The sequence below is a fragment of the Cupriavidus sp. USMAHM13 genome, from assembly GCF_001854285.1.
GTDB lineage: Bacteria > Pseudomonadota > Gammaproteobacteria > Burkholderiales > Burkholderiaceae > Cupriavidus > Cupriavidus malaysiensis.
Map to the genome: position 1 here is coordinate 125,353 of NZ_CP017751.1, position 18,051 is coordinate 143,403.

The following is an 18,051-nucleotide window of genomic DNA, read 5'->3' on the forward strand; positions in this document are numbered from 1 at the left end:
CTTATTAATTGACCGACTGGTCGGTTTATATATAATGATGCTACCCGCCCCTGGCCCCAGACCGACATGAAACGGGCGGACCGCCAAAGGAGGCGCCATGTACACACAAAGCCTGGACCTGCCCGCCGCGCCCGGTGCGCAGCCCGCAGTTTCCGAGCCGACCGATGCCGCGCGCCAGGCGGCCTTCGACACGCGCGTCGCAGCCGACGCCAAGATCGAACCGCAGGACTGGATGCCGCCGGCCTACCGCAAGACGCTGGTCCGGCAGATCTCCCAGCATGCGCACTCGGAAATCGTCGGCATGCTGCCCGAGGGCAACTGGATCCTGCGCGCCCCGTCGCTCAAGCGCAAGGCCATCCTGCTGGCCAAGGTGCAGGATGAGGGAGGCCACGGCCTCTATCTCTATTCCGCCGCGGAAACGCTGGACGCCTCGCGCGACGACATGATCGACGCGCTGCACAGCGGCCGCGCCAAGTATTCGTCGATCTTCAACTACCCGACCCTGACCTGGGCCGACGTCGGCGTGATCGGCTGGCTGGTCGACGGCGCGGCAATCATGAACCAGATCCCGCTGTGCCGCTGTTCCTACGGCCCCTACGCGCGGGCCATGATCCGCATCTGCAAGGAGGAGTCCTTCCACCAGCGCCAGGGCTTCGACGCCCTGCTGGCGATGATGCGCGGCACCGACGCACAGCGCGAGATGGTGCAGGACGCGGTGAACCGCTGGTGGTTCCCGGTGCTGATGATGTTCGGCCCCCCCGACGCCGCCTCGCCCAACAGCGCGCAGACCATGGCCTGGGGTATCAAGCGTATTTCCAACGACGACCTGCGCCAGAAGTTCGTCGATGCCACCGTCGAGCAGGCCAGGGTGCTGGGCGTGACCCTGCCCGACCCGGGACTGACCTGGAACGCCGCGCGCGGCCACTATGACTACAGTCCGCTGGACTGGGACGAGTTCTGGCGCGTGGTCAACGGCGAAGGCCCCTGCAACCGCGAGCGGCTGGCCACGCGCGTCAAGGCGCACGAGGATGGCGCCTGGGTCCGCGAAGCGGCGCTGGCGCATGCGGCCAAACAGGCACAGCGCGACGCTGAGGCGTCGCGCCAGGCCGCCTGAGCCCCACACACCGAATGGAGACAACGATGACGCAAAAGGAATGGCCGCTGTGGGAAGTCTTCGTCCGCAGCAAGCAGGGTCTGGAACACAAGCATTGCGGCAGCCTGCATGCCGCCGACGCGCAGCAGGCGCTGCACATGGCGCGCGACGTCTACACGCGGCGCCAGGAAGGCGTATCGATCTGGGTGGTGCCATCGGCGGCGATCACCGCCAGCGCGCCCGAGGAAAAGCCCGAACTGTTCGACCCGATGGCGGACAAGATCTACCGGCACCCGACCTTCTACCAGCTGCCTGCTGAAGTCAACCATATGTAAGGGCCGGCCGCCATGAGCTACCCGACTTCCCCGACCCTGCTGTCGCAATTGCCGCTGGCGCGCAGCGCGGCCTTGCAGTATGTGCTGCGCCTGGCCGACAACGCGCTGGTACTGGGCCAGCGCAACGCCGAGTGGTGCGGCCACGGACCCGTGCTCGAAGAGGACATCGCGCTGGCCAACATCAGCCTGGACCTGATCGGCCAGGCGCGCCTGCTGTACGGCCGGGCCGGCGCGCTCGAGGGCGAGCTGACCGGCCGCGCCTGCCAGGAGGACGACTACGCCTACTGGCGCGCCGAGCGCGAATTCCGCAACTGGACCCTGCTGGAGCTGCCGCACCGGGGACCGCTGGCAGGTACCGCCAGCGCCGACCGCGACTACGCCGTCACCATCGTGCGCAACTTCCTCTACAGCGCGCTGATGGCCGAGCTCTGGAGCCGCCTCGAAGCCAGCGCCGACGCCGAACTGTCCGCCATCGCCGCCAAATCGGTGAAGGAGACGCGCTACCACCTCCATCACGCCGCCGGCTGGCTGGTGCGGCTGGGCGACGGCACCGAGGCCTCGCACGCCCGCGTGCAACGGGCGCTCGACCATCTGCTGCCCTATATGAACGAGTGCTTCTCGCCCGACCCGGTCGAGGACGCCGCCGCCGCGCAGGGCGTCGGCGTGCGGGCTGCCGACTGCCGCGCGGCCTGGGAAGCGACCGTGCGCGACACCGTCGAAGCCGCCACGCTGGCCATGCCGCCCGCCTCGGGCTTCCTGACGAGCGGCAAGCACGGCGTACATTCGGAACACATGAGCTACCTGCTGGCCGAACTGCAGGGACTGGCGCGCGCCCACCCCGGCGCGCAGTGGTAAGCCGCCCGCGCCCGCCGACAGCCGATGGAGACCGCAGCCATGCCGGCAGCCACCCCGAAACCGACCACCCCTGGCGCTGGCGCGGACCGCACCAGCCTGGCCTGGGCGGTACTGGAGACCGTGCCCGACCCGGAGATCCCCGTCGTCTCCATCCGCGACCTGGGCATCCTGCGCGGGATCGGTACCGATGCCGACGGCACGCTCGAAGTAGTGATCACGCCGACCTATTCGGGCTGTCCGGCCATGGCGCAGATCGCCCAGGACATCGGTGCCGCCCTCGACGGCGCCGGGCTCGCCCCCTGGCGCATCCGCACCGCGCTGGCACCGGCCTGGAGCACTGACTGGATCAGCCCGGCCGGCCGCGCCAGGCTGCGCGACTTCGGCATCGCTCCGCCGGGCGCCTGCGGCAGCGGGCAGGAAGGCGGCGCGGCCCGGCCGCTGCGCTTCGTGCCGGGCGCCGCCGGCACGCGAGAGGCGGTGGCCTGCCCCCGCTGCGGCAGCCTGCATACGCAGGAACTGGCGCGCTTCGCCTCGACCGCCTGCAAGGCGCTGTACCGCTGCCTCGATTGCCGCGAGCCCTTCGACTACTTCAAGCCCTACTGAAAAGGCGGAGAAGCGAAGCAGCGCGAACCCTGAACCCGGTCCGGACGCCCCCCCCCGTTGCAAGGCGCCCGCGCCCCGACCCGCAACCCAGAACCGGCACCAGGCCGGAAGTGCGATGACCCCACAGTTCCATCCGCTGCGCGTGGCGCAGGTCCGCCCGGAAACGGCCGACACCATCTCGATCGCCTTCGACGTACCGCCCGCGCTGCGCGACGCCTACCGCTTCACGCAGGGCCAGTTCCTCACGCTGCGCGCGCCGCTCGACGGCCAGGACGTGCGCCGCTCCTATTCGATCTGCTGCGGTGTGCAGGACTACGAAGAGCGCGGCGAGTTGCGCGTGGCGGTCAAGCGGGTCGAGGACGGCCTGTTCTCGAACTACCTCCACGATAGCCTCGCCCCCGGCCAGGCCCTCGACGTGATGACGCCGGATGGCCGTTTCCACACCCCGCTGGAAGCCGGCGCGGCACGCCACTACGTGGCTTTCGCGGCGGGCAGCGGCATCACTCCGGTGCTGTCGCTGATCCGGACCACGCTGGCACGCGAGCCCGCCAGCCGCTTCACGCTGGTCTACGGCAACCGCAGCGTGGACAGCATCATCTTCTCGGAAGCGCTGGAAGACCTGAAGAACCAGTACCTGTCGCGCTTCACGCTGTACCACGTACTGTCGCGCCAGCCGCAGGAGGTCGAACTGCTGCACGGACGGCTGGACCGCGCCCGCGTGGCCGCCTTCCTCGGCGCGCTGATCCCGCCGCAGGGCATCGACGCCGCCTTCGTCTGCGGGCCGGCCTCGATGATCGATGACGTGGAGGCCGCGCTGCGCGAGGCCGGCATCGATCCGCACCGGATCCACGCCGAGCGCTTCGGCGTGCCGGCTGCCCCCGTGCGCCGAAGCCCCCCCGCGGCCCGCGCCAGCGATGCCGGCACGGCCGAGCTGGTAGTGGTGCTGGACGGCAAGCAGCACGCGATGCGCCTGCCGCTGCAGGATGCCAACGTGCTCGATACCGCGCTGGCGGCCGGGCTGGACCTGCCCTATGCCTGCAAGGGCGGGGTCTGCTGCACCTGCCGCGCCAAGGTGCTGGAGGGCAGGGTCGAGATGGAGAAGAACTACACGCTGGAGCCCTGGGAAATGGAAAAGGGCTTCGTGCTGACCTGCCAGGCGCGCGCGCTGACGCCGCGCGTGGTGGTCAGCTACGACGAGCGCTGAGGCCGCGGCGGACGCCGCCCGGCGCGCGCCCGCCCGCACGGTACGATCGCGCGCGATGACGCACCGCAGCTACAATGCATGGAGGAGAGGGATGCCGGGCCGGAGGTCGCCCGCGGCAACCCGTGCTCGGGTTCGGCGCCGGACCTGCCATCTACAATCTTGCCCATGCAATACATCCATGTCGTCAACGGTGACGTAGCGGGAAACACGATGCGCCAGGCCCTCGCGGAGGCCGCCCGGCCCGACCCGGTGGTGGTGCTGCGCGACGATCTCGCGGTGGGGCCGCTATCGGACATCGACAGTACCGGCCTGATCCGCTCCGGCTTCTGGCAGCGCGTTGCCCCGCACAGCGACATCGACTTCGCCGCCGAGATGCGCCAGGCGCTGGACCAGTTGCAGGACGTGCGCAAGAGCGAGACCGAAGTGGCGATCTGGCACGGCCAGAGCGCCTCCGACCAGCTGATGCTGCGCCGCGTGGTTTTCCACCTCTACCAGGCACCGCAGCGCATCAACGAAGTGGCGCTGGACGTGCGCGAGCTCGACATGCCGGCCCACAGCCATCTGGCCTCGGTCGGCATGTACCCCGCGGCACGGCTGGCGCGGCGCTTCTCCACCATCGCGCCGGTCTCGGTGCTGCGCCTGGGACGGCTGGGCTACGAGTGGCAGCAATGCGTCAAGGAGAACGCCGACGTGCGCCTGTGGAAGGGCAACACGCTGGTGCCGGCCGCCTACCACACGGTGGACGACGTGATCCTGGAGCGCTGCCCGGCCGCATGGACGCCCGCCGCGCAGGTGGTGGGCGGCGTGATGGGCGCGGTCGAGGGCCTGCTGGCCAGCGACTGGTTCGTCTTCTGGCGCTGCCGCGAGCTGATCGGCACCGGCCAGCTGGTGCTGCGCGGCAATGCCGATTCCCTGCAGACCTGCGAACTGCGCCGCAACGTCGTGGCCAGCCCGGAGTAATCGGAGCGACCCGCAACATGGCACGTACCAAGGCGCCCGACTTCGAGGCGCAGCGCGAGCAGATCCTGGAACTGGCGGCCACCGCCTTCGCCGCCAGCAGCTACCCCAGCACCTCGATGGCCGACCTGGCCGCCGCCTGCGGCACTTCCAAGGCGCGCCTGTACCACTACTACGAAAGCAAGGAAGCGATCCTGTTCGACCTGCTCGACCGCTATACCCGGCGGCTGATGCTGATCGTCACCGAGGTCGACGCGGAGGCCGAACGCCGCCACCTCGACGACCGCGCGCGCTTCGCCAACCTGATCCGCGCCTTCCTCGCCGAGTACGAGAATTCGCAGACGCGGCATATCGCCCTGATCAACGACGTCAAGTTCCTGGCCGAGGCACAGCGCGACCTGATCCTCAAGCGCGAGCGCGACGTGGTCTCCGCGTTCTCCCGGCTGCTGCGGCTGGCCTACCCCGAGCGTGTCACCCGGGACAACCAGACGGCCCTGACCATGACCGTGTTCGGCATGATCAACTGGACCTTCACCTGGCTCAAGCCCGGCGGCCGGCTGTCCTATGCGGACTTTGCCGAGATCGTCATCGAACTGCTGGCCGGCGGCCTGCCGGCCGCGGCAGCGGCCGCGGGCCAGCCGCTGACGGGCGGGGACGAAGTCCGCCTGGCGATCGGCGCCGGCAAGACGCAAGCCGGCCGCTGACGGCACGCCGCCCCGCGGCGGCGCGCCTCAGTCCCACTGCGCCCGTTCGCGCTGCCGGCGCTGCTCCCGGTCCTGCCGGAACATCTCTTCCAGCTCCTCGCGCGCCTGCCGCGCCAGCGAGACCAGCTTGGTCTGGTCGGTATAGTGCGGGTAGAAGCGGTCGATCGCATCGATATTGTGGCGGCGGAACTTGAGCGCCAGCTCGCGCGCCTCGGCACGGTCGTAGCCCAGCCCTTCCAGCACGCGGCGGCCCAGCGCCAGCGAACCCTCGAACAATTCACGCTCAAAGATTTCCACGCCACGGGCCTTGAGCTGGTAGACATGCGACACATGGCGCGCCCGGGCATAGATCTTCAGGTGGGGGAAGCGCTCGCGCACCCGGTCGATCAGCGCCAGGCCGTCCTCCATGCCGTCGATGGCGACCACCAGGATGCGCGCGTTGGCCGCCCCCGCCGACTCGAGCAGGTCGACGCGGGTGGCGTCGCCATAGAAGACCTTGAAGCCGAACTGGCGCAGGAACTCGATCTGGTCGGGATCATGATCCAGCACGGTCACACCCAGGCCCTGCGCATACAGCAAGCGCCCGACGATCTGGCCGAAGCGGCCGAACCCGGCGATCAGCACGGGGTTGTCCTGCGGTGGGATCACATCGTCCTCGCGCGCCGACAGCCGCGCCAGCCGGGGCGCCAGCAGCCGGTCGTAGGCCAGCAGCAGCAACGGCGTGCAGACCATCGAGAGCGCCACCACCAGTACCAGCAGGTCGGCACTGCCGGCCGGCAGCAGGCCGCCGCCCGCCGCCGCGCCGAACACCACGAAGGCGAACTCGCCACCCTGCGACATCACGCAGGCGAACAACAGGCGCTGGCCGCGCGCGATGGCGAAGCGCGGCGCCAGCAGCGCCAGCACGCCCACCTTGATCGCCACGAAAGCCGCCACCAGGCCTAGCACCTGCCACGGCGCCTGCGCCAGCACGCCGAAGTCGATGGACATGCCGACGGCCATGAAGAACAGGCCCAGCAGCAGTCCCTTGAAGGGCTCGATGTCGGCCTCCAGCGCATGGCGGTACTCGGAGTCGGCCAGCAGCACGCCGGCCAGGAAGGTGCCGAGTGCCATCGACAACCCGACCGCGTCCATCATCAGCGCGATGCCGACCACCAGCATCAGCGCGAAGGCGGTGAACATCTCGCGCATGTCCGTACGCGCGATCATGCGCAGCGCCGGCCGCACCAGGTAGCGCCCGCCCACCACCACCGTGCCGATCACCGCGACCGCCTTGAGCGCGGCCAGCCAGGCCGCGCCCGGCGCGGCGGCACCGCCTGCGCCCCCGGCACCCAGCAAGGGCAGCAGCGCGATCATCGGAATCGCCGCGATGTCCTGGAACAGCAGGATGCCGAAGCTGGCCGAGCCGGCCGGCGTGGCCAGCAGGCCGCGCTCGGCGAGGGTCGCCAGCGCGATCGCGGTCGATGACAGCGCGAGACCCAGGCCGGCCACCAGCGCCACCTGCCAACTGGCGCCGGCCAGCGCCGCGGCCCCGCCCAGCGCCAGCGCGCAGGCCGCCATCTGCGCACCGCCGAAGCCGAAGATGGATCGACGCAGGGCCCACAGCTTCTTCGGCTGGAGCTCCAGGCCGATCACGAACATCATCAGCACCACACCGAACTCGGAAAAGTGCAGGATGGAATCCACGTTGGTCACCAGGCGCAAGGCCCAGGGCCCGATGGCGGCACCGGCCAGCAGGTAGCCCAGCACCGCGCCGAGGCCGAAACGGCGCGCCAGCGGCACCGCCACCACCGCCGCTGCCAGGAACACCAGCAGGGCGATCAGGAAGTCATGCGGATTCATGCACGGCCTCCTTGCCCGGTACCCGGGCATGGCCGCCCAGGCAGGCCGAGACCCGGTCGATATGCCCCGCCAGGGTCGCGGCATCGGCCGCATTGGCGTCGAGCAGCAGCAGCGGCTCCAGCCAGTCCATGCCGCACAGCCGCGCGGTCTGCTCGAGCGGCAGCAGGAAGCGCTCGATCTCGTGGCCGTGGCTGCCCTGCGGGGAATAGGCATCGGCGCTGCCCCCGGCGCTGGCCACCACCAGCAGCGACTTGCCGCGCAGCGCGGTGCCGCCCGGACCATAGGCCCAGCCCATCTCCAGCACCTCGTCGATCCACAGCTTGAGCAAGGGCGGCACGCTGTACCAGCGCACCGGAAACTGGAACACCACGGTATTGGCCATGGCCAGGGCGCGCTGCTCCGCCACCACGTCGATGTCGTAGTCGGCATAACGGGCGTACAGATCGTGCATCGTCACGCCAGGCAGCCTGGCCAGCGCGGCGGCCAGCGGGCGGTTGATCCGCGAATGGCGCGGCAGGGGATGGGCGTAGATCACGAGGACAGGCGGCTCGATCATCGGGCTTGCGGATGGGTGATGTTGCGGATGGAAGATGCAGGGGGAATGGCAGGCGTCCAGGGCCGAGGATGGCTTGCTGCAAAGCAGCAAAACTTCCCCCACCACGCCTGTCGCGCCGACACCACAAGACAGACACCCTTGATTTTGTTGGATTTTTCCAAAATTTACAAAATCGAGCGCCTGTTGCGGCGCACGATTCTTACGTCAAACTGACAAATCCACTACAATAGTTTTTGCGTTGCAGCAAGATGGTGTTTGCCCGTATCGAGCATGCTGGTCTGGCAGACGATACGACAAGTGCCTGGACATCCACCTCCATCCTGCTATTTATATACTGACCGGAACAGCCGGAACCATAAGGAAAGACCGTGAATCCGCTCGAACTGAGCAAGGCCGTCGGAGCCGTCACCGACGAAGACATCCGCAAGGCAGCCGAGGCCGCACAGGCCGCGCAGCGCCCCACCATCCTGGTGCGGGAACTGGCAGCGCATCATCGCTCGCGACTGCTGAAGCATTTCCTCGCCCTCGGCGAGGAGGATCGCCTGCTCCGTTTCGGCCAGTCGGTGGGCGACCATGTGGTCGAGGCCTACGTGGACAGCATCGACTTCGACCACGACTCGGTCTTCGGCGTCTATGACGAGCATCTGGAGCTGGTCGGCGTCGGGCACTTCGCCAACCTGCGCGACAACGCCCAGGGCCGCGTGGCGGAGTTCGGCGTGTCGGTCTCGCGCAGCGCGCGCGGACGCGGCATCGGCAGCGCGCTGTTCGAGCGTGCCGCCATGCACGGGCGCAACACCAGCGTGCGCACGCTCTACATGCACTGCCTGTCGCGCAACGCCGCCATGATGCACATCGCCAAGAAGGCGGGCATGAAGGTGCAGTACGCCTATGGCGAGGCCGACGCCTACCTGGAACTGCCGCCGGCCGACACCGTCAGCCGCCTGACCGAAGCGCTGGACGAGCAGGTCGCCGACCTCGACTATCTGGTGCGCCGCAACCTGCGCGATGCGCGCCGCTTCGGGCTGCGCTTCTGGCGCTCGATGGTGCCCCAGAAGCACACGGCCTGAGTTGCACCCTGACGCCTCCGGCGCGCAAACGGCCCGCCCATGCTCGCATGGCGGGCCGTTTTGCCTGGATGGGCGAGCCGCGCACGAGGTCGCTCAGGTGCTGCCGGTGCTGCCGACCGGCAAGGCCGTCGTGTCCTTGATGCTTTCCAGCGCAAAGCTGGAGCGCACGTCGATCACCGCCGGATGCGCCAGCAGCTGCTCGTTCATGAAGCGGGCAAAATGCTCCATATTCTCCACGTACACCTTCAGCAGCAGATCCATCTCCCCCGTCATCGTGTGGCAGGCCACCACCTCGGGCCAGACCTCGATGGCGGCGCGAAACTGCTCCAGCGGCGCCTTGCCCTTGGGCGCGCCGCCATGCTTCTCGAGCCGCACGTTGATATAGGCCAGCAGGCCCAGGCCGATCTTGCCCGGCTCGAGCAGCGCCGCATACTGGCGGATCACGCCGATCTCCTCCAGCCGGCGGATGCGCCGCAGGCATGGGCTGGGCGATAGGTTGACCCGTTCCGCCACTTCCAGGTTGGTCAGCCGGCCGTTGGTCTGGAGCACCTCCAGAATCTTCCGGTCGATCTTGTCAAGCTCCACCTTGCTCACGATATTGTTGCTCCGCAATATATTTATCGGCAATTTTTTTGCGCAAATTTAGCAAGTCGTGCATAAGTACGCAATTTCTTGTGCGGGCCAAGCCCGGGCGTCGGCAACGTCGGCGTGAGCACGCGCCGACCGCACCGGCATGCGGCGGCCGCAGGAGCGCATCGGGCACTATCGCGGGGCTCGGTGCGTTCCGTTGCCGGCCGGCACGCACCGGGAACGGGCAACTGCGGCCGCGCGGCCCGGTCGAGGGTACCGACGAGCCCGGCCGTTGCGCTGCGCCCCTGGTCGCTGGCGCCTGAGGCAAGGACGGTGCCAGGCAAGCTGTGAGGAGCCCCAAAGAAAAACGCGGCCCGCAGGCCGCGTTTTTCTTTGGGGCGGGCATGGGCCCGCCGTGGCATCAGCCCCCCGACGGCGTGGTCGCGCCACCGGGCACCGGCTGCCCGCCGCCATCCTGGCGATGCTGCCAGCGCTGCATGCGCGCCTCGTGCATCTTGCGCATGCCGGCGCGGATCTCGTCCAGCGTCAGCTTGCCATCGTGATTGGCATCCAGCTGGTCGAAATGAGGCGCCAGGCGCGGCAGTCCGGCTTGCACCTCTTCCCGTGTCAGGGCACCGTCGCCGTTCTTGTCGGCAGCCTTGAACCTGGCCTCGAAACGGGCTTCCATCTTGGCCCGCCGCTGCTCCCACATCGCCTTGCGGAAGGCCTGGGCCTCAGCCTTGTCGATCTTGCCGTCGTGATTGGTATCGATGCGCCGGAACAAGGCATCGAACTCCGCCTTGGTGACGGCGCCATCGCCGTTGGCGTCGGCGGCATCGAGCCAGCCGAGGCCATCGCGATGGTGGCCCATATCCATGCCCATCATCGGCTTGGCACCATCGGCCGCCAACGCGGCGGGGTCGACAGCGCTCTGGGCGAAAGCGGCCCCCGTCACCAGGAAAACAGCCGATGCCGCCAGAAATCGCTGAATGTTCTGCTTCATCTTCTTGCCTTGCATGTCCGTGCTCCTTTCATTCAAGTGGGCATATGGCGATTAGAACGCGGACGATACCGACAAGTTGGCGGATTTAATAAGATGTTACGCCCCTCACAGAATAGCCTGAGGGGCGTAAGGAAGCGTAGGGCGCCGAAAGATACGGCGCGGGCGGGGCCGGCCCTCAGTCCTTGGCCGCCCCGGGCTCGCTACCGTGTTCGACCTGCGCAGGCGGCGGCACCGCCGGCGGATTGGCTGGCTGCGGCACGGCTGCCGGCAGGGTCTGGATCGGCGCCGCGGCCCCCGCCGGCGGAGCGGGCTGCGCCGCCGCGCCACGCGCGGGCACCGCGCCGGACTGCACCGGCAGCAGCACCTCCTGACGCACGCCGTTGCGCTCGATGACCACCGCACGGCCGCGGATCTCGACCAGGCGCAACTGAGGCGACAGCACGGCACCGGCGCGCACGGCCTTGGGCGGACCGCCGTCCAGCGAGACGATCGCCGCGCCGGCGCCATTGTCGATGTCGGCCACCACGCCGATCAGTTGTACGTCTCGCACGCCGGATTGCGCAGAGCCGCCGAACAAGGTGCCCAACGCCCCGCTCTCGACCGCCTCGCTCTGGACCACGCGCGCACTCTGCGGCACCGGAATCGTGTTCAGCGCGGCCAGCCGCAGCACCCACCAGGTGGCCAGGGCGCATAGCGCGACGAACAGGGCCACGCCTGCCAGGCGCGGCAGCCAGGGGCCGGGAGGTGCGATGCGCAGGGGGGGCCGGATCGAGAGTTGCACGGGAGCTTCGGCGAATGGTAAAGCGGCAAGGGTACCAGAGCCATGCGACAACTGTCTGACCCGCCGCCCCCCTCGCACGAAGCATCAATCCGTCATACAGCCGCGGTTATACTGAGCGGCTCGACCGGCCGCGGGCGGACGGTGCCGTCGCGTCCCGCCCCCTTCGCCGGTCCCTGCCAGCTCCCTGCCGGTCCGACCGGCTCCGTTCCAAAGACCCATGTCCGCGATGCAACGATTCGCCTCTGCTTCCCTCGCCCGCCGCCCCGGCACGCGCCGCCAGCGTGGCTTTACCCTGATCGAGATCATGGTGGTGATCGTGATCCTCGGCGTGCTGGCCGCCCTGGTCGTGCCGAAAATCATGAGCCGCCCGGACGAGGCCCGCATCGTGGCCGCGCGCCAGGACATCTCGTCCATCATGCAGGCGCTGAAGCTCTACCGCCTGGACAACGGGCGCTACCCGACCACCGAGCAGGGGCTTGCTGCCCTGGTCAGCAAGCCCACCGTCGAGCCGGTGCCCAACAACTGGAAGGGCGGCGGCTACCTGGAGAAGCTGCCCAAGGATCCCTGGGGCCACCCCTACCAGTACCTGAATCCGGGCGTGCGCAGCGAGATCGACGTGTTCAGCTTCGGCGCCGACGGCCAGGCCGGCGGCAGCGGCAACGACGCCGATATCGGCAACTGGGAATAAGCCCGTACGGCCCTCTCCATGCGTCCGGTGCCCATGCGTCCCGCGGCGGCCCGGAACGGGCGCCGGCACGGCTTCACCCTGCTCGAGCTGCTGGTGGTGATGGTGATCGCCGGCATCGTGATCTCGCTGGTGGCAGTCAATGCCTCGCCCAACGAGCGCGGCCGCCTGCTCGATGACGGGCAGCGCATCGCGCGCCTGTTCGAACTGGCGCAGGAAGAAGCGCAGCTGCGCGCGCGGGCGCTGGCCTGGGAAGGCGATGCCGGCGGCTGGCGCTTCCTGGTGGCCACGCCGAACGGCTGGCAGCCGCTGACGCAGGACGTGTTCGCCCCCGCCCGCTGGCGCCTGCCACCCGACCGCGTCAGCGTGCTCGAAGGCGGCACCATGGAGCGCGGCGTCGCACGCCTGGTATTCGGCCGCGAGCCGCTCGGCGATCCGCAGCGGCTGGTGCTGGTACGCGGCAACCTGCGCGTCGACATCGTGGGCGACGGCAGCGGCCGCTTCAGCGCCACGGCGCCATGACCACCATGACGCACCGCCCTGCGCGCCAGGCCCGGCGCGGCTTCACCCTGATCGAAGTGCTGGTGGCGCTGACCATCCTGGCGGTGGCGCTGACCGCCGCGATGCGCGCGATGGGGTCGATGATCGAGGCCGGCTCCGCCCTGCAGAACCGCATGCTGGCCGAGTGGAGCGCCGAAAACCATCTCGCCAACCTGCGCCTGACCAAGGCCTGGCCCGAACCGGGCACGCGCGGCTACGACTGCCCGCAGGGCGGCGTGGCGCTGTATTGCGAGGAAACGGTCTCGGGCACCCCCAATCCCTTCTTCCGCCGCGTCGAGATCGCGGTCTACCCGTCCGCCGCCGACCGTTCGGTGCGGCTGGCCTGGCTGGTCACCATCCTTCCCAATGAATCGCGCAATCTGCTCTGAGCGCGGGCCGCGCCGCGCCAGTCCGGGCTTCACCCTGCTCGAGATGCTGGTGGCCATCACCTTGCTGGCGGTGATCGCCGTGATCGGCTGGCGGGGCCTCGATGCGATGACGCGCGGGCGCGAACGCCTCGTCGACCACGATGCCCGCCTCGATGCGCTCAAGGTGCTGTACGGCCAGTTCCAGTCCGACTGCGAACACCTGGCGAGCCCGGCCGCGCTGCAGGGCAGCCCGGTGGAGTTCGCTCCCGGCCTGCTGCTGATGGTGCGCGATCGCCGCAGCGAGAACAATCCGACCACCTGGCAGGTGGTCGCCTACCGGCTCGACGGCAATACCGTGGTACGCGCGGCCGCGCCGCCCGCCGACAACCGCGGTGCCGTGCAGGCCGCCCTGCAGGCGCTGCGGCGTCCGGACGGCGGCCCGGCGCGGGCGCTGGTGGCCAACGCCGACGCGCTGACGGTTCGCGCCTGGGTCGAACCCGGCGGCTGGCAGACCGACAGCGCCGCGGTGCGCGGTGCGCTGCTGGCCGGCAGCGTGTCGGCGGTGCCGGCCTCCTCGGTCGTGGTCGCGGCCACCAGCGGCCCGGTGCTGCGCGGGCTGGAACTGACGCTGAGGGCACGCATGGGCGACGGCGACACGCCCCGCCGCTTCCAGAAGACCTGCCTGACCGGCCTATGACGACGCGCCGCCTGCCCGCCGCCCTCGCCACACGCCGTGCCGGTGCCCGCCGGCGTGCGCGCGGCGCCGCCGTGGTGACCGCGCTGCTGATCGTGACGCTGGCCGTGGTGGTGGTCTCCGGCATGCTGTGGCGCCAGCAGGTACAGATCCGCTCGGTGGAAAACCAGCGCCTGGTTGCCCAGGCGGCCTGGATCGAGCGCGCCGCGGTCGACTGGGCGCGCCTGATCCTGCGCGACGACCAGCGCCGCACCAGCGTCGACCAGCTCGGCGAGCCGTGGGCCGTTCCAGTCGCCGAGACGCGCCTGTCGGACTTCCTGGGCGCCGCGCTGCGCACCGACCAGGCCGGCGAGACCTCCTTCCTGTCCGGGCGCGTGATGGACGCCCAGGCGCGCTTCAACCTCAACAACCTGGTGATCTGGACCACCGTCGAAGGCCAGGGCAGCGCGGCCACCATCGATACCATCGCGCTGGCCGCCTACCGTCGCCTGCTGCAGACGCTGGGCCAGAACGGCGCCCTGGCCGATGCCACCGCACGCTACCTGCTGGCCGCCCAGCGCGGCCGCCAGGGCAGCGCGCGGTCGCCGCGCCCGCCCGACAGTGCCGAGGACCTGCTGGCGGTGCCCGGCTACACGCCGCAGATCGTGGCCGCGCTCGCGCCTTTCGTCATCCTGCTGCCCGAGCGCACCGTGGTGAATGCGAACACCGCCGACCCGGAAGTGCTGGCCGCCGTCATCGAAAACCTGCCGCTGGATCGCGCGCGCGAACTGGTGCGCCAGCGCGACCGCGCCTATTTCAACAATGTCGGCGACGTGCAGACCCAGTTGCGCACGCTGGCGCCGCAGGCCGATCCCAACAGCGTGGCCAACGCCGTCGACGTGCGCAGCCATTACTTCCTGATCTACGGCCAGGTCCGCCACGAGCGGGCCCTGCGCATGCAGGTCTCGCTGGTCTACCGTGCCGATGCCCAGCCCAACGCCAACAGCACGCGGATACTGTGGGTCCACGATATCGACCGCATGCCTGAATCGCGCTGACGGGCAATCCCCCCTTGGTCGGCCGTCAAAGGCCTGAACAAGGGCCGGAAATGCCTCAGAATTCCGTATTGACGCCAATCAGTCACACAGGCAAGGTATGCTCCGGCCTGGCGCAGGCATGCACCCGTCAGGCCGGCGCCCCAGCCTTGCGCCGGCCTGAGCGGCGCGCCACCGTAAGGGGGAGGCGGCGTTGCTCCCGCCCGGCCCGCCCGCCAGTTTCCGACCCGTTCCAGCCAGCAAGACCGCAAGACCTTGAGCACCTCCCTGTACGTCCGCATTCCGCCGCGCCCGCATGACCAGCCACAACCGTGGCGGTTCGGCGCCCTGCCCTTCGCGCTGGTGCGGGACCCGGCCGCCGCCGCGGGCCGGCGTGCCGCCGTCGCGCCGGCGTCCACGGTGTTGCGTGAAGGCAACGCTCGGGTCGAGGAACTGCCGGCGGCCGACCGCCTGGTGCTGATCCTGTCGGCCGGCGACGTGCTGCTGAGCGAGGCCGACGTCCCGCCGCTGGCACCGGCCCGCCTGAAGCTGGCGCTGCCCAACCTGGTCGAGGACATACTCGCGGGCGACGCCCTGCTCAGCCACATCGCGGTCGGCCCGGCGCTGGATGCCGCAGCGGCCGGTACGCCGCGCGCGGCGCGCCGCCGCCTGCTGATGGTGGTCGACCTCGCCTGGCTGCGCGCGGTGCTGGATGCCTTCGCCGAACACAGCCACCGCCGCCGCTGCGTGCTGCCGGCCCAGCTCTGCCTGCCGCTGGCCGAGCCGGCCGCGCCGGACAGCGCCGCCGACGGCGAGGCCGCCACCGAGCCGCCGCCAGCGGCGGCGGCCGCGCCGGCAACGCTGGCGATCGAGGATGCCACCCCGACACTGGAGCAGGCCGACGGCCTGCTCGCCGACGACGCCATTGCCGCGCCCCGCCAGGCGCAGCGGCTATGGCAGTTGACCGTGCGCACCGGACCGCATGCCGGCTACGGCCTGCTGCTCGGCAGCGAGTCGCTGGCCGGCTGGCTCGCGCTGGCGCCGGCAGGCAACTGGATTGCGGACCGCGAAGCGGGCCGCCACGCCGGCCTGCCGGTGGCGCCGGCCGCGCTCGGCTGGCCGCAGTGGCTGGCCGGCGCCCAGGACTGCCTGCGCGACGCGGCGCTCGACCTGGCCCAGTTCGAGTTCGCCCAAGGCCGTGCCGAGCGCTGGAACCTGCGCGCCTGGCGCCTGCCGCTGGCGCTCGCCGCCGGCCTGCTGCTGGTGCAGCTGGCCGGCATGAACATCCTGTGGCTGAAACTGCACCAGGAGCAGCAACGGCTCGCGGCCGCGCAGCTGCAGGCCCTGCGCAGCGCCTTCCCGCAGCTCCCCGTGGTGGTGGACCCGCCGTTGCAGATGCGCCGCCAGGTCGAGCAGCTGCGCCTGGCCAGCGGCCGCAGCGTGCCGGACGATTTCCTGCCGCTGGCCGACCGCTTCGCCCAGGCCGCCCGCCAGTTGCCGCCCGACGGCCTGCTGGGGCTCGAATACCGCAGCCGCACGCTCTATGTGACGCTCAAGGCCGGCACCGACACCGCCACCCTGCGCAGCGCGGCGCGCCAGGCCGGGCTGGCGATGGACGAAGACAACAGCCCGCGGGAAGGCAGCCAGGCCCCGGCCGGCAGCTCGCGCTGGACGGTCAAGCCCGCCCTATGAGCCCGCGCCCCGTCTCGACCGCCACTGCGCCCAGGAACGCCCCGTGATACCGACCAAAGACTCCGCACCCGGCCGCGCCCCGGGCCCGGCCGCGAACGGCGGCAAGCCGCGCAGCGCCCTGAACCGCCTGGCCGGCCTGGCGCGTCCGCGCCTGCCCGCGGCCTGGCGCGAGCGCTTCGACGCCTTCTGGTCGGCACGCAATCCGCGCGAGCAATGGATCCTGGCAGGCGGGGCGGCCGTGCTGCTGGCGGTCGCCGGCTACAGCCTGCTGTGGGAACCGGCCGCCGACGCCAGCGCCCGTCTCGCGCGCAGCCTGCCGCAGCAGCGTGCCGACCTCGCCGAGATGGACACCCTGGCGCAGGAAGCGCGCAGCCTGAACAGCAGCCCGCCGCCGGCGCTGCAGGGCGATGCCCTCACCCAGGCCCTGCAGGCCGGCCTGGCCCAGCAGGGCCTGAAGGCCACCCGGCTGGCCACCAACGGCGACGGCAGTGTGCAGGTCCAGCTCGACAAGGTGCCGTTCGGCGCGCTCGCGGCGTGGCTGCAGGACGTGCGCCAGCAGCAGCGGCTCAAGGTGACCGATGCCAGGCTGAGTTACGTCGGCGCGACCGCGCTGGTCAATATGACGGCCACCTTGCAGGGCCCCACCGCAGGCGGCCAGCGCTGATGGCACGGCTCGAAGCCCTGCGCCTGCGCCGGCCAGCCGCGCCCGCGCCACGCGGCTGGCGCCGCCTGGGCTGGCTGGCGCTCGGCGCGCTGGTGGTGGGCTTGACCACCCTGGCCGCCCTGCCGGCGGCCTGGATCGCAGACAGCGTGGCCGCGCAAAGCGGGCAGAAGCTGCTGCTGGCCGATGCGCAGGGCACGCTGTGGCAGGGCAGCGCCACGCTGGCCCTGTCGGCCGGCAGCGGCAGCGAGACCGCCACCGTGCTGCCCGGACGGCTGCAGTGGACGGTGGCCTTCTGGCCGCTGTTCACCGGCCGCCTGCGCGTGACGGTGCGCCATACCGAGGCCATGGACACGCCGGTGGCGCTGACCGTGGCGCCGGGTGGCTGGCAGGCCCAGGCCGGCGCGCTGCGCCTGCCGGCCACGCTGCTCGAAGGACTGGGCGCGCCATTCAACAGCCTGCGCCCCGACGGGCGCATGCAGCTCGACTGGACGGCGCTGAACGGCAGTTTCTCGGCATCCGGCGGCCAGCCGGCAGGACACCTGACGCTGCGCCTGGACAATCTGTCGTCCGCGGTCAGCCGCCTGCGCCCGCTGGGCAGCTACCGCGCCGAGATCGACTGGAGCGGCGGCGGCGGCAAGCTGCGGCTGCACACCGTCAATGGGCCGCTGCACCTGGAGGGCGACGGCACACTGGGACGGCAGGCGCGTTTCGAGGGCACGGCCTTTGCCGATCCCGACGCCGCCGCACAGCTGGTGGGCCTGCTGAGCCTGCTGGGAAGACGTGAGGACAATGTGACCACGCTGCGCTTCTGACCTGGCAGCCGGT

The 18,051-nt window shown here is 70.4% G+C and carries 21 protein-coding genes; 16 read left to right on the top strand and 5 right to left on the bottom strand.

From position 1 onward, the window contains the following. The first annotated feature begins 97 nt into the window (after positions 1-97). The 7 genes from paaA (at position 98) to BKK81_RS00680 (ending at position 5,751) form a co-directional block, all read left to right on the top strand. Positions 98-1,114 (top strand): 1,2-phenylacetyl-CoA epoxidase subunit PaaA, encoded by a 1,017-nt coding sequence (paaA, locus tag BKK81_RS00650; RefSeq protein ID WP_071010179.1) that lies wholly within the window; start codon positions 98-100, stop codon positions 1,112-1,114. A 26-nt stretch (positions 1,115-1,140) separates the two neighbouring features. Next, the gene (gene paaB, locus BKK81_RS00655) at positions 1,141-1,428 is read left to right on the top strand and encodes a 1,2-phenylacetyl-CoA epoxidase subunit PaaB (RefSeq protein WP_071010181.1); all 288 of its coding nucleotides are present in this window, start codon (positions 1,141-1,143) and stop codon (positions 1,426-1,428) included. A 12-nt stretch (positions 1,429-1,440) separates the two neighbouring features. Then, positions 1,441-2,283 carry a 1,2-phenylacetyl-CoA epoxidase subunit PaaC gene (paaC, locus tag BKK81_RS00660; protein WP_071010183.1) on the top strand — a complete coding sequence of 281 codons (843 nt, stop codon included), beginning with the start codon at positions 1,441-1,443 and terminating at the stop codon, positions 2,281-2,283. Between the two features lie 39 nt (positions 2,284-2,322). Then, the gene (gene paaD / locus BKK81_RS00665; RefSeq protein WP_197523939.1) at positions 2,323-2,886 is read left to right on the top strand and encodes a 1,2-phenylacetyl-CoA epoxidase subunit PaaD; all 564 of its coding nucleotides are present in this window, start codon (positions 2,323-2,325) and stop codon (positions 2,884-2,886) included. 115 nt (positions 2,887-3,001) lie between these two features. After that, positions 3,002-4,090: a 1,2-phenylacetyl-CoA epoxidase subunit PaaE gene (paaE, locus tag BKK81_RS00670; RefSeq protein WP_071010186.1), complete on the top strand. Its 1,089-nt coding sequence runs from the start codon at positions 3,002-3,004 to the stop codon at positions 4,088-4,090. A 165-nt stretch (positions 4,091-4,255) separates the two neighbouring features. After that, positions 4,256-5,050 carry a DUF1835 domain-containing protein gene (locus BKK81_RS00675; protein WP_071010188.1) on the top strand — a complete coding sequence of 265 codons (795 nt, stop codon included), beginning with the start codon at positions 4,256-4,258 and terminating at the stop codon, positions 5,048-5,050. 17 nt (positions 5,051-5,067) lie between these two features. Next, complete coding sequence (locus tag BKK81_RS00680) at positions 5,068-5,751, top strand: TetR/AcrR family transcriptional regulator (protein ID WP_071010190.1); 684 nt, start codon at positions 5,068-5,070, stop codon at positions 5,749-5,751. A 27-nt stretch (positions 5,752-5,778) separates the two neighbouring features. Here the strand turns inward: BKK81_RS00680 and kefC are convergent, their stop codons facing one another. Continuing rightward, positions 5,779-7,593, bottom strand: coding sequence for a glutathione-regulated potassium-efflux system protein KefC (kefC, locus tag BKK81_RS00685; protein WP_071010192.1), 1,815 nt, complete (start codon positions 7,591-7,593; stop codon positions 5,779-5,781). After that, positions 7,580-8,149 (bottom strand): glutathione-regulated potassium-efflux system oxidoreductase KefF, encoded by a 570-nt coding sequence (gene kefF, locus BKK81_RS00690; protein ID WP_071010193.1) that lies wholly within the window; start codon positions 8,147-8,149, stop codon positions 7,580-7,582. Before kefF ends, kefC begins: the two co-directional genes overlap by 14 nt. A gap of 368 nt (positions 8,150-8,517) precedes the next feature. Here kefF and BKK81_RS00695 point away from each other — a divergent pair, with 368 nt between their 5' ends. Next, a complete protein-coding gene (locus BKK81_RS00695) occupies positions 8,518-9,216 on the top strand; it encodes a GNAT family N-acetyltransferase (RefSeq protein ID WP_071010195.1) in 699 nt (232 codons plus the stop codon). Positions 9,217-9,309: 93 nt separating this feature from the next. Here BKK81_RS00695 and BKK81_RS00700 read toward each other — a convergent pair whose 3' ends face one another. From BKK81_RS00700 to BKK81_RS00710, 3 genes are all read right to left on the bottom strand, one after another. Next, complete coding sequence (locus BKK81_RS00700) at positions 9,310-9,810, bottom strand: Lrp/AsnC family transcriptional regulator (RefSeq protein ID WP_071015866.1); 501 nt, start codon at positions 9,808-9,810, stop codon at positions 9,310-9,312. 397 nt (positions 9,811-10,207) lie between these two features. Continuing rightward, positions 10,208-10,804, bottom strand: coding sequence for an EF-hand domain-containing protein (locus BKK81_RS00705; RefSeq protein ID WP_071010196.1), 597 nt, complete (start codon positions 10,802-10,804; stop codon positions 10,208-10,210). 160 nt (positions 10,805-10,964) lie between these two features. After that, positions 10,965-11,570 carry a general secretion pathway protein gene (locus BKK81_RS00710; protein WP_231907952.1) on the bottom strand — a complete coding sequence of 202 codons (606 nt, stop codon included), beginning with the start codon at positions 11,568-11,570 and terminating at the stop codon, positions 10,965-10,967. Positions 11,571-11,796: 226 nt separating this feature from the next. Between BKK81_RS00710 and gspG the strand changes: the two genes are divergently transcribed. The 8 genes from gspG (at position 11,797) to BKK81_RS00750 (ending at position 18,038) form a co-directional block, all read left to right on the top strand. Next, positions 11,797-12,258, top strand: a complete 462-nt coding sequence (gspG, locus tag BKK81_RS00715) for a type II secretion system major pseudopilin GspG (protein ID WP_071015870.1) — start codon at positions 11,797-11,799, stop codon at positions 12,256-12,258. A gap of 18 nt (positions 12,259-12,276) precedes the next feature. Next, the gene (locus BKK81_RS00720; protein ID WP_071010198.1) at positions 12,277-12,777 is read left to right on the top strand and encodes a GspH/FimT family pseudopilin; all 501 of its coding nucleotides are present in this window, start codon (positions 12,277-12,279) and stop codon (positions 12,775-12,777) included. 5 nt (positions 12,778-12,782) lie between these two features. Next, positions 12,783-13,184, top strand: a complete 402-nt coding sequence (gene gspI, locus BKK81_RS00725; RefSeq protein WP_156811065.1) for a type II secretion system minor pseudopilin GspI — start codon at positions 12,783-12,785, stop codon at positions 13,182-13,184. After that, positions 13,162-13,860, top strand: a complete 699-nt coding sequence (locus BKK81_RS00730) for a PulJ/GspJ family protein (RefSeq protein WP_071010202.1) — start codon at positions 13,162-13,164, stop codon at positions 13,858-13,860. The genes gspI and BKK81_RS00730 overlap by 23 nt, the downstream gene beginning before the upstream one ends. Further along, positions 13,857-14,894, top strand: coding sequence for a type II secretion system minor pseudopilin GspK (gene gspK, locus BKK81_RS00735; protein ID WP_071010203.1), 1,038 nt, complete (start codon positions 13,857-13,859; stop codon positions 14,892-14,894). Before BKK81_RS00730 ends, gspK begins: the two co-directional genes overlap by 4 nt. A gap of 252 nt (positions 14,895-15,146) precedes the next feature. Continuing rightward, positions 15,147-16,562, top strand: a complete 1,416-nt coding sequence (gene gspL / locus BKK81_RS00740; protein WP_071010205.1) for a type II secretion system protein GspL — start codon at positions 15,147-15,149, stop codon at positions 16,560-16,562. 43 nt (positions 16,563-16,605) lie between these two features. After that, complete coding sequence (locus BKK81_RS00745; protein ID WP_071010206.1) at positions 16,606-17,226, top strand: type II secretion system protein M; 621 nt, start codon at positions 16,606-16,608, stop codon at positions 17,224-17,226. Continuing rightward, complete coding sequence (locus BKK81_RS00750) at positions 17,226-18,038, top strand: type II secretion system protein N (RefSeq protein WP_071010208.1); 813 nt, start codon at positions 17,226-17,228, stop codon at positions 18,036-18,038. Before BKK81_RS00745 ends, BKK81_RS00750 begins: the two co-directional genes overlap by 1 nt. Positions 18,039-18,051 lie beyond the last annotated feature (13 nt).

Excerpts from the sequence above, each read along its gene's own strand:
- paaD (WP_197523939.1), top strand. The coding sequence starts at position 2,323 with ATGCCGGCAGCCACCCCGAAACCGACCACCCCTGGCGCTGGCGCGGAC.
- gspI (WP_156811065.1), top strand. The coding sequence starts at position 12,783 with ATGACGCACCGCCCTGCGCGCCAGGCCCGGCGCGGCTTCACCCTGATC.
- kefC (WP_071010192.1), bottom strand. The coding sequence starts at position 7,593 with ATGAATCCGCATGACTTCCTGATCGCCCTGCTGGTGTTCCTGGCAGCG.
- paaA (WP_071010179.1), top strand. The coding sequence starts at position 98 with ATGTACACACAAAGCCTGGACCTGCCCGCCGCGCCCGGTGCGCAGCCC.
- BKK81_RS00680 (WP_071010190.1), top strand. The coding sequence starts at position 5,068 with ATGGCACGTACCAAGGCGCCCGACTTCGAGGCGCAGCGCGAGCAGATC.
- BKK81_RS00750 (WP_071010208.1), top strand. The coding sequence starts at position 17,226 with ATGGCACGGCTCGAAGCCCTGCGCCTGCGCCGGCCAGCCGCGCCCGCG.
- BKK81_RS00705 (WP_071010196.1), bottom strand. The coding sequence starts at position 10,804 with ATGCAAGGCAAGAAGATGAAGCAGAACATTCAGCGATTTCTGGCGGCA.
- kefF (WP_071010193.1), bottom strand. The coding sequence starts at position 8,149 with ATGATCGAGCCGCCTGTCCTCGTGATCTACGCCCATCCCCTGCCGCGC.
- paaB (WP_071010181.1), top strand. The coding sequence starts at position 1,141 with ATGACGCAAAAGGAATGGCCGCTGTGGGAAGTCTTCGTCCGCAGCAAG.
- gspK (WP_071010203.1), top strand. The coding sequence starts at position 13,857 with ATGACGACGCGCCGCCTGCCCGCCGCCCTCGCCACACGCCGTGCCGGT.
- BKK81_RS00675 (WP_071010188.1), top strand. The coding sequence starts at position 4,256 with ATGCAATACATCCATGTCGTCAACGGTGACGTAGCGGGAAACACGATG.
- gspG (WP_071015870.1), top strand. The coding sequence starts at position 11,797 with ATGCAACGATTCGCCTCTGCTTCCCTCGCCCGCCGCCCCGGCACGCGC.
- BKK81_RS00730 (WP_071010202.1), top strand. The coding sequence starts at position 13,162 with ATGAATCGCGCAATCTGCTCTGAGCGCGGGCCGCGCCGCGCCAGTCCG.
- paaE (WP_071010186.1), top strand. The coding sequence starts at position 3,002 with ATGACCCCACAGTTCCATCCGCTGCGCGTGGCGCAGGTCCGCCCGGAA.
- BKK81_RS00720 (WP_071010198.1), top strand. The coding sequence starts at position 12,277 with ATGCGTCCGGTGCCCATGCGTCCCGCGGCGGCCCGGAACGGGCGCCGG.
- paaC (WP_071010183.1), top strand. The coding sequence starts at position 1,441 with ATGAGCTACCCGACTTCCCCGACCCTGCTGTCGCAATTGCCGCTGGCG.